Origin of the sequence: Budvicia aquatica DSM 5075 = ATCC 35567 (genome assembly GCF_000427805.1) — a bacterium.
GTDB classification, from domain to species: domain Bacteria; phylum Pseudomonadota; class Gammaproteobacteria; order Enterobacterales; family Enterobacteriaceae; genus Budvicia; species Budvicia aquatica.
This window is the reverse complement of sequence record NZ_ATYS01000020.1, coordinates 66,248-77,884: the sequence shown is the minus strand read 5'-3', so window position 1 is coordinate 77,884 and position 11,637 is coordinate 66,248. Positions and strand designations below refer to the sequence as shown.

The following is an 11,637-nucleotide window of genomic DNA, read 5'->3' as shown; positions in this document are numbered from 1 at the left end:
TTATAAAATTTGTGATTCAAGCAAACGCCTGCGCAGTAAATATCTGACAGGCTCTTATTCTAGCCCCAAGGCCCGACGTACCGGAGCAAAACTTTTACGGTAATGCTCAGTAGCTCCGAATTGTGATAATTTATCTAAATGGAAAGCCGTAGGATAGCCTTTATGCTGGGCAAAGCCATATTGAGGAAACAGCAGGTCAAGCTCTTCCATTTCACGATCCCGAGTGACTTTAGCTAAAATAGATGCCGCGCTAATTTCTGCTACCCGGTTATCGCCTTTCACTACCGCTAAGGATTTCATCGGTAGCTTAGGGCAGCGATTGCCATCAATTAAAACTAAATCAGGTTGAATGCTTAATCCAGCCACTGCCCGCTGCATCGCTAGCATCGTGGCATGTAATATATTCAGTTGATCAATCTCTTCCGGCTCAGCCCGGCCCAGACTCCAGCAAAGTGCTTTTTCTTTTATTTCGTCGTAAAGGGCAAGCCGTTTTTTTTCACTGAGCTTTTTTGAATCAGCCAGCCCGACAATCACGTTTGCGGGGTCCAAAATAACAGCGGCTGTAACTACCGCCCCAACTAACGGGCCACGCCCCACTTCATCAACGCCAGCAATACAGCTTGCAATGGGGTACACAAAAGGTTCCATCTCGGTACTTTTCATTACACGATACCTGCTACGGTTATTTATTCCGACTGATACGGATATCCGGCCAGTTCAAGCACTGCCTGTGCGGCCTGTCTATCTGCATCACAACGAATGCTGAGGTGTAACTGATTGAAGGTTTGCTTTAATTCCTTTGTACGATCGTTTTCATTATTCAGCAAAGGTTTTAAAGCATCTGCAAGCTTATCAGGCGTGCAATCATCCTGAAGCAGTTCAGTGACTAACTCACGGCCTGCCAGCAGGTTAGGTAAAGAAACATACGGCGTTTTGATCAGACGTTTGGCCAACCAAAAAGTAAAGGGCTTCATGCGATAGCCTACGACCATCGGACACTTTGCCAACATACATTCAAGCGCTGCAGTCCCGGAAGCCAGCAACGCGGCATCGCTGGCAATCATCGCATTTCGAGCCTGACCATCAAGCATATGAATATGTAAATCCGGCGCGATCTCAGCTTTAATTCTTTCAAACTGTTCGCGTCGTTTGGCGTTAACCAAAGGGACTAACACTTCAAGCTCAGGATACGTTTGGCGCAGCAACATCGCTGTCTTTAAAAAATCTGCACTTAGCATTTCTACTTCTGAATGACGGCTGCCGGGTAATAAAGCCAAGCAGTGTACATCATCAGCAATACCTAAGGTTTTTCTGGCCGCAGAACGATCCGGATTCAATGGCATTGAATCCGCCATGGTGTGGCCGATAAATCGGCACGGTACATCAAACCGATCGTAAAAGGCTTTTTCAAAAGGTAGGAATGCTAAAACCAGATTAGTTGAACGGCCAATCTTAAATACGCGTTTCTGACGCCATGCCCAAACTGAAGGGCTGACATAATGAATGGTCTTAATACCACGGGCCTTGAGCTTCCCTTCAAGGGTGATATTGAAGTCAGGTGCATCTATTCCGACAAAAACGTCCGGCTTCAATTCACTAAAGCGGCGGGTAAGCTCACTACGAACCTTCAGTAAACGAGATAGTCGGCCAAGAACCTCAACTACCCCCATAACGGCAAGCTCTTCCATTTCAAACCAGGCTTCACAGCCTTCAGCCTGCATTAGCGGGCCTGCAACACCCACAAATCGGGCATCAGGATACTGGGCCTTTAAAGCACGGATAAGTCCGGCTCCTAGAATATCGCCGGAGGTTTCTCCGGCGACTAATCCAATGGTAAGGGGGCGCTGTTGCATAATTTAACGGATAATGCCACGCGTGGAGCGATTAAAGAAATCGACAAATAGCTGAACAGCCGGATGTTCTTTAGCTAGAGCTTCAATTTCTGGTTTAGCTTCATCCAACGTTTTACCACTGCGATAAAGTAATTTATACGCGTTACGAATAGCGTGCAGAGCCTCTTTCTCAAAGCCACGACGCTTTAGCCCTTCAATATTAATACCAAATGGCGTTGCATGGTTACCTTGAGCAATAACATAAGGCGGCACGTCTTGAGCAACGCCGGAGCACCCACCTACCATCACGTGAGCACCAATAATGCAGAACTGATGAACGGCAGTCATACCGCCGATAATTACAAAATCATCAGCTTCAACGTGCCCAGCCAGAGTCGCATTATTAGCAAGAATACAACGGTTACCAATTTTGCAGTCATGGGCAATATGCGCATTGATCATCAGCAAATTGTCATTGCCGATCTTTGTTAAGCCACCGCCTTGTGCTGTACCTCGATGGATAGTGACACTTTCGCGAATGCGATTGCGATCACCAATCTCAACGCGAGTGGGTTCACCGGCATATTTCAAATCCTGATTCACTTCGCCAATCGAGGCAAACTGATAAATCTGATTATCAGCACCAATCTTGGTAATGCCGTTAACGACAATATGAGATTTAAGTACTGAGCCTGAACCAATCTCAACTTGAGACCCAATCCAGCAAAACGGGCCAATATGTACATTGGCTCCAATAATCGCACCCTCTTCAACAATGGCTGTAGGGTGAATAACGGCGGTGTTATCAATCACAATATTAAGACTCCCGGCGTCGTGCACACATCATATCGGCTTCACATGCGATTTCACCATCAACTTTGGCAACGCCACGGAAGCGAGCAACACCACGACGCTCTTTAATAAATTCAACCTCAAGAATCAGCTGATCCCCAGGTAAAACAGGTCGCTTAAAGCGTGCATTATCAACAGCAGCAAAATAATACAGCTCACCCGGCTCTAATTGACCCAAGCTTTTAAACGCTAGAATTCCCGTAGCCTGCGCCATCGCTTCCAGAATTAACACGCCTGGAAAAATTGGTTTACCTGGGAAATGTCCCTGAAAGAAAGGCTCATTAAACGAAACGTTTTTAACCGCCCGTAAAAATTTTCCTTTATCAAAATCCAAAACCCGATCCACGAGCAAAAATGGATAACGATGAGGTAATAAACTCAGTATCTCTTCAATATCCAGAGTACGATTGTCAGTAGTCAAAATACTCATCCTGTCTTCTAAACTAAACTGATGATAGCAACAACGCGGCCTGCTCCAAATCTCTACAGACTATGAAGGCAGGCCGCGAATAAAATAATAAAAATCAATGGATTAATGACTATTTGTTATACAATTTTGTCAAACTATTTCCCATTAACTTTCCGTTCAACGGCTTTAAGTCGTTTACTCATGTCATTAATATTCAACACGAGAGCGGCTGTCTTGCGCCAGTCTTTATTCGACTGAAGAGGAATACCTGAAGAATAGATTCCCGGCTCAGTGATCGGTCTCATCACCATTCCCATTCCAGTTATAACGGCTTTATCGCATATTTCCATATGACCATTAATAACGCTAGCGCCGCCTATCTGGCAATATTTACCGACCTTCAGGCTACCGGCCATAACAACACCGCCGGCGATTGCTGTATTGTCGCCAATTATTACGTTATGCGCAATCTGGCATTGGTTATCAATGATCACACCATTGCCGATAATAGTATCATCAAGTGCGCCACGATCTATTGTGGTACTGGCACCGATCTCTACTTTATCGCCAATTATTACCGTTCCCAACTGAGGAATTTTAATCCAGTTGCCACGCTCATTGGCATAGCCAAAGCCATCAGAACCAATAACGGTACCTGACTGAATAAGACACTCAGTACCAATTACAACTCGGTGATAGACAGTGACGTTAGCCCACAAGCGGCTACCGGCCCCTATACGAGCATTTTTGCCAACAAAACATCCAGCGCCAATAATAACATTATCGCCCAGCTCAACGCCGGTTTCGATCACCGCATTAGCACCAATTGAAACATTTTGTCCCAATTTAGCATCATCAGCAATCACAGCACTTGGCGCAATGCCTTGAGCTGGCTGAGGTGTTGAATCCAAAAGCTGAGCCATGCGCGCATAGCTAATATAAGGATCTTTCACGACTAGCGCGGGTAAATGCTGGCAGAAGGGAAGATTCTCTTCGGTTAGCACCACTGCACTAGCTTGACAGGCTAAAAGCTGTTCGTTGTAATGACTATTAGACAAAAAGGTAATTTGCCCTTTTCTTGCAGTACTCATAGAGGCAAGACCGGTGATGGCAATATTGCCATCACCGTGTACTTCTGCACCCAAATGTTCTGCTAAATCAGCTAAACGAATGGAGTGCATAACTTATTTAACCTGCGCCAGTACTTTTTCAGTAATGTTGTTTTCATCTGCAGCATAGAATGCGGCATCAGCTTTAATAACAACTGAATAACCTTCTTTGTCCGCTACAGTTTTCACTGCGGCCTGTACTTTAGCAACTAACTTATTCATCTCTTCAGCTTCGCGACGACGGCTGTCTTGAGTGAAAGCATTAGCTTTCTCTTGGAAAGCTTTAATTTCGCCTTCCAGCTTAGTACGGTCAGCAGCTTTCATTGAAGCACCGGTGGTTTGTAGCTTTTTCACTTTATCTTGAACTGATTTTTCGTCTTTCTGTAGAGCTGTAGCACGAGCTTTAAACTCAGTGTCCAGTTGCTTAGCGATAGTTTCACGCTCAGGCATTTTTTGCAGAATACTCATGACGTCAACAACGGCGACTTTATCAGCAGCCTGAACGCCCGCTGAAGCAACCATAGCTAAACCTAAACCTGCAGCACATAACCACTTTTTCAATTTGAACTCCTTACTATAATTGCTATTGAGTAAAACACTTTGTTTTTTCACTACTAACTCACAACAGTTACCAGGTTGTACCGATGTTAAACTGGAACTGCTCTGACTTATCACCTTCATACTTCTCTAACGGGTTAGCATAAGAGAATACCAATGGCCCCAGCGGAGACATCCACTGCAACGCAACACCGGCTGATGTACGAATATTGCTTGGATCACCATAGTCTGGCACACCATTAATATTCTGCCAGTTCGTATCCCAAACGGTACCTGCATCAAAGAACACTGATGTCCGTAAAGAATTGGCGTACTTATCATCAACAAATGGCGTAGGTAAAATCAACTCTGCGCTGGCAACGCCCATGGCATTACCACCGACGGCATCTGTCGACGGACTACATGAATTATTACCACAATCAGAGAAGTATACCGCTTTAGGTCCAATGTTATTGGAACGGAAACCACGTACTGTACCCGAGCCGCCGGCATAGAAGTTGTCATAGAACGGCATCTCTTTACCGCCTAAGCCATCGCCATAGCCTGCACGAACACGCCCCAACAATACCCAAGTTTCATCAGTATTTATCGGGTAATAGCTGGCACTATCAAATGTGATTTTATAATATTCGTTATCTGAACCAGGAACTGTCACTTTACCATTCAGGCCGGCACGAGAACCCGAGGTAGGGAAGTAACCTCTATTCAGACTATTATAGCTCCAGCCACCGGTCAGGAAGAAATCGTTAGCTTTATAATCACCACGATTGGCACTACCCGGGCTTTCGCCAACGGATTCAAGATAACGCCACATAGCAACCTGCGGACGCATATCAGAAAGGTCGTTGCTTACAAAGTCTAAACCAAGCCGCAGCGAGTTATTTTCGTTGATTGGGAAGCCTAATGTTGAACCTAAACCGTAGCTGCTTTTACTATAGTCAGACAGGTCTGCATTATCAGCATTAAACTTATCGTAGAAAATTCGGCCGCTTAAACTCACACCATCGACGGTGAAGTATGGTTCGGTCATAGAGAGTTCAACATAGGTACGATAGTCATTCTTAGTACCGCTGATGCCAACGCTCTTACCGGTACCCATCCAGTTGTCCTGTTGCAGACCGACCTGGAAGCTGACACCACTTTCGGTACCGTAACCGATACCAAAGTTAAAGGTACCGGTATTACGCTCTTTAACTTTATAGACAACGTCAACCTGATCCGGCATGCCAGGAATGCGTTCAGTCTCAACGTCTACCGTTTCAAAATAGCCTAAACGACTAAGGCGTTCTTTGCCTTTTTCAACTAAATCATTGCCCAGCCAAGAACCTTCCATCTGACGCATTTCACGACGAAGTACTGAGTCTTTACTGACATCATTACCCTCAAATCGAATGCGACGAACGTAGTAACGGTTACCTGAGTCCACGCTGATATGCAGCTTGACGGTCTGGTCTTGATCGTTAATTTCAGGCTGAGTGGCCACTCGCGGATAAGCATAGCCGTATTTACCTAACAGCTTTTTAATGCTGTCTTCAATACGCGTTACCTTACTGCCACTATATAGCTCACCCGGGGTTACTTTCGCCAGTTCTTCAATCTCGGCAGCACGGCCGGCTAAATTACCTTTGACCTCAACGCCTGAAATCTTGTACTGCTGGCCTTCCGTCAGGTTGATCGTGATATAGATGCTTTTCTTATCTGGCGTCAGGCTCACGTTAGTAGAATCAATATTGAATCGGGCATAGCCTCGATCCAAATAGAAACTACGCAGAGCCTCAAGGTCTCCGGATAATTTCTGCTTTTGATAATTACGATCGCCCATAACGTTCCACCAAGGAACATCATCACGTAACTGGAAGCGGCTCACTAACTCTTCAGTAGAAAACGCATTGTTACCCACGATATTAATTTGCTGAATAGTGGCAGAAACGCCTTCAGCGAAAACTAATTTCAGGTCAACACGATTACGCGGGAGAGGTGTGACAACAGCTTTTACTGAGGCGCTATATTTACCAACGCTATAGTAAAAATCTTCTAAGCCTTTCTCCATAGAACTTAACGTCGTTCTATCAAGGGCTTCACCTACCCGAACGCCTGAAGACTCAAGGTTCTGTTTTAGCATCTCGTCCTTAACCGCTTTATTACCGGAAAAGGTGACGCTTGCTATAGTTGGTCTCTCTTTCACTTGAACAATAAGGGTATTTCCATCACGCATAACCCTTACATCTTCAAAGTTTCCAGAGGCGAATAAGGCGCGAATAGTATTGCCGATGTCACCATCGTCAATAGTATCACCAACACGGACAGGCATATTCAATAATGCAGCCCCTGTGGCAACGCGCTGTAATCCTTCGAATTGGATGTCTTTTACGACAAATCCATCGGCACCGTATGCGGTGGCGCTGCCAAACAGCAGCGACGCTAGAAGCAACTTTTTCATCGCCATCGTTGTAATCTGTTCTTCCTAACCTATTCTCTAGCCGTAAAAGCGTGAGAAATCATTGAAAAGTGCAAGTCCCATCAACAGTACCAATAAGATTGCCCCAAAGCGATAACTGTAGTCTTGAACTCTCTCAGAAACCGGCTTACCTGTTATTTTTTCTATCGCCAAGAACACAAGATGCCCCCCGTCTAATACAGGAAGAGGGAACAGATTGATTATGCCTAAGTTAACGCTAATTAGCGCTAAAAACATTAAGTAATAAACCAACCCATAACCAGCAGAAACACCAGCGCCTTGCGCGATTGATATCGGGCCACTCAGGTTATTTAACTTAACGTCACCCGTTACCAATTTGCCTAGCATTTTGACTGTTAATTTAGTCAATTGCCATGTTTTATCAGTTGCCTGATATATCGACTGAAACACACCATACTGACGATCTATTTTATACTCGTCAGATAGCGGAATGACCTTTGGAGATATTCCAGCAAAACCTTTTTGTGTTCCATCATTCAACACTTTCACATCGGGCGTCATAATCAAAGAGTGGGTAATTCCATTTCTCTCTATGACTAATTCTATTTGCTTACCCGGGCTATCATTAATTAGACGAACAAGATCGGCCCATTGTTGATAGTCTTTTCCGTTAACGCTAATTAATCGGTCCTGAGCCTGTAAGCCCGCTTTTTCTGCAGCAGAACCTTTTTGAACCACTTCAAGTATAGGCTCAATCTGTGGCAGCTTAGGAATAAAACCTAACGATCTTATAGGATCTTGTTTATCCGGCTCAAAGGACCAGTTAGTCAGATTAAGTATTTTAGTTTGAACAACTGAAGAACCAAATGGAGCAACGGTAACCTCCATTTCCTTCTCACCGATCTGCCCTACCATCGCTAAACGAACAGAATCCCAATCAGGCGTTTCGATACCGGCAATTGATTTTAGTTCCATTCCCGATGAAATATTGGCCTGTGCTGCAATCGACTGCGGCTCAACCTCTCCGACCACTGGCCGCAGGCTAGGAACACCAATGAGAAAAACCAACCAATAGGCAAATATAGCAAAAATAAAGTTAGCGATTGGCCCTGCAGCAATAATAGCAGCGCGCTGACATACCGTTTTATTATTAAACGCTTGATGGCTTTCTTGAGGGTTCACTTCCTCAACGCGCTCATCCAGCATTTTTACATAACCGCCTAGCGGAATCATCGCGATAACATATTCAGTACCTTTTTTATCGGTACGCCGCCACAGCGCCTTGCCAAAACCAATGGAAAAACGAATAACCTTAACGCCACAGCGACGGGCGACCCAAAAATGGCCGAACTCATGTACGGTGACTAAAATCCCAAGGGCAACAATAAACGCTGCTACAGTTCCAAATATATTCATAGGCTATAGATGTTCCGGACTAACCTTTAAAAACGAGAAGAATCAAACAGGCAAACACGGGAACAGCGGCCGTTAAGCTGTCAATTCGGTCAAGGATACCACCATGACCGGGAATCAGATTACCACTATCTTTAATACCGGCTTCGCGTTTGAACATACTCTCGGTTAAATCACCCAGTACTGAAGCAATAACCGCAATCACAGAGCAGATCAGCAAGGTATTCAAAGAAATATTCAGTGGCGCATACAGGCTAAATAGCCAGGCTAATAATGCAGAGGTCACTAATCCACCGACCAGGCCTTCAAGCGTTTTCCCCGGAGAAACCTTCGGTGCCAGCTTATGCTTACCGAACATTTTACCAAAGGCATAGGCACCAGAATCGGCACCCCAAACTAAAAACATCACATAAAGCAGCCACCAGGCTCCAGTATAGCTATTTTGTTCAAAACCATATTGGCGCAGAGTAATCATTCCCCAAAAAAACGGAACAATAGTCAAAATGCCGAATAATAGACGCAGGATATAAGATTTATTCCATATCTGTGCCGATTTTGGATAAAACAGCACCATGATAAGTGCAAGTCCCCACCAGCCCAAAGAGGCTAATAAAAAGCCTTCCACCACCGGGTGGGCAAGTAAAGGTAAAGAGGATTGATAAGTGGGCCAGTATAAGGCCGCCAAACCGACACCGCAGAGAATAGCCAGAACAACACGTTGAGTTGGAGTACTAAGACCGGCAAATTGCCCCCATTCCCACGCAGCCAGCATGCTTACCGCAATAATCATAATTGCGAAAGGCAGAGGTGGCAGCATAAACAACGCAGCTATAACAATAGGTATAAGAATCAGAGCAGTAATGATGCGTGACTTCAACACGAGAGCCTCCTAAAGTTCTTTAATACTCGCGGGTTCAGTCCCACCAAAACGGCGTTCGCGTTGTGCAAATGCATTGAGCGCACCTTCAAAAACAAGTTCATCGAAATCAGGCCAAAGAACCTCAGTAAAATAGAGTTCTGCGTAGGCAATTTGCCACAGCAGAAAATTACTAATGCGGTGTTCACCGCCCGTCCTGATCACTAAATCTACCGGGGCTAAATCACAAAGGTTAATATATTGCCCTAACCTCTGCTCATCTATCATCTCAGACGTTATCACACCGTCTTTTACCTGCTGAGCGACCTGCTGAACGGCCTGAATAATATCCCAACGACCGCCATAATTTGCAGCAATATTTAACGTAAGGCCTGTATTTTTCTCGGTTAACACTTCCGCTCGGTTAATTCTGGCCTGTAATTTTTCACTAAAGCGTTGAGTATTACCAATAATCTTTAAGCGTACGTTATGTTTGTGCAAACTTTTTGCTTCTTTATCTAACGCTCTGATAAAAAGATCCATCAAAGCAGATACTTCCTGAGCGGGTCGATTCCAGTTTTCACTGCTGAAGGCATAAAGTGTTAGCGCTTCGATACCATTGTTGATGGCAAAACTAACAGCACGTCGAACAGCTTTTGCACCTTCCTGGTGTCCAAAAATCCTTAATTTGCCTAACTGTTTAGCCCAGCGACCATTGCCATCCATAATGATAGCCACATGGCGCGGTATTGACGTTTTGATGTTATTCACTTGCTGTTTCGCTGGCGACATAACCTATTAAGATTCCTCAGCTATAAATAAAAACCGCTGTTTTTCTCGCGTAAAAAAGCCGTGAACTCGCACGGCCTACTCAAATCAGCTCGTTAATACGCTGTCTACCGCCAATATCCATCGACCAGACGGCTTAATCGCGCAAACTATATCATTTAGCCGGTACTGTAACAAATTTGCCATAATTATTGTTTCTGAGTGGCGATAAGTTGTTCAGCATGGGATCTGGCCCATGCATCTATTATTAAGACTTCATCAATGCACTGAGGTTCAGTATGAACTAATTTGTCCATTACACGGCTATTTAATACTGCTATATCCATAAAGCCTATTTTATTTTGCAGGAATGCTTCCACGTTAACCTCATTTGCCGCATTTAACGCCGTTGTGGCGGCTTGTCCGGCATCACTTGCGGCTATGGCAAGCTTCAGGCAAGGATAACGCTCAAAATCAGGCTGTTCGAAAGTTAGCGCTCCGATACGGCAAAAATCTAAATGCTCAGCGCCTGATTTAACCCGGTACGGATATGCCATTGCCTGAGCAATTGGCGTTCTCATATCTGGAGAACCCAACTGTGCAATCACGCTCCCATCATGATAACGCACCATAGAGTGGATCATTGACTGGGGATGTATTAAAACTTCCATCTGCTGTGGCGAAGCATTAAATAACCAACGGGCTTCAATATATTCAAGCCCTTTATTCATCATGGTTGCTGAATCAACGGAGATTTTACGCCCCATTGACCAGTTTGGATGAGCACAGGCCTGATCGGGCGTCACCGTCTTTAATTGTTCCACCTCAGTCGTACGGAAAGGACCGCCTGAACCCGTCAATATTATTCGGGAAATACCATTATCTTCTAATGATGCGTATCCCAGTTGGCGCTGCACAGACTCCGGCATACTCTGGTAAATCGCATTGTGTTCGCTATCAATCGGCAGCAGCTGTGTACCACTCTGCTTAACCGCATCCATAAATAACTTGCCACAGGTGACCAGAGACTCTTTATTTGCTAACAATACCTGTTTACCGGCACGAATAGCGGCAAGCGTAGGAGATAGCCCTACAGCGCCGACAATAGCAGCCATAACCTGATCAACTTCTGGTGCAGCGGCCAAATCACAGGCAGCCTGTACACCACAGAATACTTCTGTCGGCACGCCTTCTGACTGCAAAATTTGTCGCAGAGAGTTGGCCGATGCTTCATCGGCCATAGAGACAAACAGTGGCCTGAACTCTCGGCACTGTTGCGCCATAATTGCCACATTGCAGCCAGCAACCAGAGCATAGACGCTAAATAGTTCAGGATTTTCCCGAACTACGGCTAATGTGCTGTGGCCAATCGAACCAGTTGAACCAAGAATTGTTATTTTTTTCATTAGGTTAATCTTTGC

11 protein-coding genes are annotated in these 11,637 nt (G+C 45.0%); all 11 read right to left on the bottom strand.

What is annotated here, in order from left to right; genetic code table 11:
• Positions 1 to 54: 54 nt before the first annotated feature.
• A complete protein-coding gene (gene rnhB / locus YWE_RS0110230) occupies positions 55 to 690 on the bottom strand; it encodes a ribonuclease HII (RefSeq protein WP_255324707.1) in 636 nt (211 codons plus the stop codon).
• Entirely contained in the window at positions 687 to 1,853 is a 1,167-nt protein-coding gene (gene lpxB / locus YWE_RS0110225; protein ID WP_029094441.1) for a lipid-A-disaccharide synthase, read from the bottom strand. The genes rnhB and lpxB overlap by 4 nt, the downstream gene beginning before the upstream one ends.
• Before the next feature lie 3 nt (positions 1,854 to 1,856).
• A complete protein-coding gene (lpxA, locus tag YWE_RS0110220; RefSeq protein ID WP_029094440.1) occupies positions 1,857 to 2,645 on the bottom strand; it encodes an acyl-ACP--UDP-N-acetylglucosamine O-acyltransferase in 789 nt (262 codons plus the stop codon).
• Positions 2,646 to 2,649: 4 nt separating this feature from the next.
• Positions 2,650 to 3,114, bottom strand: a complete 465-nt coding sequence (gene fabZ / locus YWE_RS0110215; RefSeq protein ID WP_193759553.1) for a 3-hydroxyacyl-ACP dehydratase FabZ — start codon at positions 3,112 to 3,114, stop codon at positions 2,650 to 2,652.
• A 134-nt stretch (positions 3,115 to 3,248) separates the two neighbouring features.
• Positions 3,249 to 4,274, bottom strand: coding sequence for a UDP-3-O-(3-hydroxymyristoyl)glucosamine N-acyltransferase (gene lpxD, locus YWE_RS0110210; RefSeq protein ID WP_029094438.1), 1,026 nt, complete (start codon positions 4,272 to 4,274; stop codon positions 3,249 to 3,251).
• A 3-nt stretch (positions 4,275 to 4,277) separates the two neighbouring features.
• The gene (locus YWE_RS0110205) at positions 4,278 to 4,763 is read right to left on the bottom strand and encodes an OmpH family outer membrane protein (protein WP_029094437.1); all 486 of its coding nucleotides are present in this window, start codon (positions 4,761 to 4,763) and stop codon (positions 4,278 to 4,280) included.
• Positions 4,764 to 4,830: 67 nt separating this feature from the next.
• Positions 4,831 to 7,206 (bottom strand): outer membrane protein assembly factor BamA, encoded by a 2,376-nt coding sequence (gene bamA / locus YWE_RS0110200; RefSeq protein WP_029094436.1) that lies wholly within the window; start codon positions 7,204 to 7,206, stop codon positions 4,831 to 4,833.
• Positions 7,207 to 7,236: 30 nt separating this feature from the next.
• Positions 7,237 to 8,595, bottom strand: a complete 1,359-nt coding sequence (gene rseP, locus YWE_RS0110195; protein ID WP_029094435.1) for a sigma E protease regulator RseP — start codon at positions 8,593 to 8,595, stop codon at positions 7,237 to 7,239.
• Between the two features lie 19 nt (positions 8,596 to 8,614).
• Positions 8,615 to 9,472, bottom strand: coding sequence for a phosphatidate cytidylyltransferase (gene cdsA, locus YWE_RS0110190; protein WP_029094434.1), 858 nt, complete (start codon positions 9,470 to 9,472; stop codon positions 8,615 to 8,617).
• A 9-nt stretch (positions 9,473 to 9,481) separates the two neighbouring features.
• Positions 9,482 to 10,240, bottom strand: coding sequence for a (2E,6E)-farnesyl-diphosphate-specific ditrans,polycis-undecaprenyl-diphosphate synthase (gene ispU, locus YWE_RS0110185; protein WP_029094433.1), 759 nt, complete (start codon positions 10,238 to 10,240; stop codon positions 9,482 to 9,484).
• A 185-nt stretch (positions 10,241 to 10,425) separates the two neighbouring features.
• Positions 10,426 to 11,622 (bottom strand): 1-deoxy-D-xylulose-5-phosphate reductoisomerase, encoded by a 1,197-nt coding sequence (gene ispC, locus YWE_RS0110180; protein ID WP_029094432.1) that lies wholly within the window; start codon positions 11,620 to 11,622, stop codon positions 10,426 to 10,428.
• Positions 11,623 to 11,637: the final 15 nt, after the last annotated feature.

Bases quoted from the DNA above. Each gene is read 5' to 3' on its own strand.
- lpxD (WP_029094438.1), bottom strand. From the start codon at position 4,274: ATGCACTCCATTCGTTTAGCTGATTTAGCAGAACATTTGGGTGCAGAA.
- ispU (WP_029094433.1), bottom strand. From the start codon at position 10,240: ATGTCGCCAGCGAAACAGCAAGTGAATAACATCAAAACGTCAATACCG.
- ispC (WP_029094432.1), bottom strand. From the start codon at position 11,622: ATGAAAAAAATAACAATTCTTGGTTCAACTGGTTCGATTGGCCACAGC.
- lpxB (WP_029094441.1), bottom strand. From the start codon at position 1,853: ATGCAACAGCGCCCCCTTACCATTGGATTAGTCGCCGGAGAAACCTCC.
- bamA (WP_029094436.1), bottom strand. From the start codon at position 7,206: ATGGCGATGAAAAAGTTGCTTCTAGCGTCGCTGCTGTTTGGCAGCGCC.
- rseP (WP_029094435.1), bottom strand. From the start codon at position 8,595: ATGAATATATTTGGAACTGTAGCAGCGTTTATTGTTGCCCTTGGGATT.
- fabZ (WP_193759553.1), bottom strand. From the start codon at position 3,114: ATGAGTATTTTGACTACTGACAATCGTACTCTGGATATTGAAGAGATA.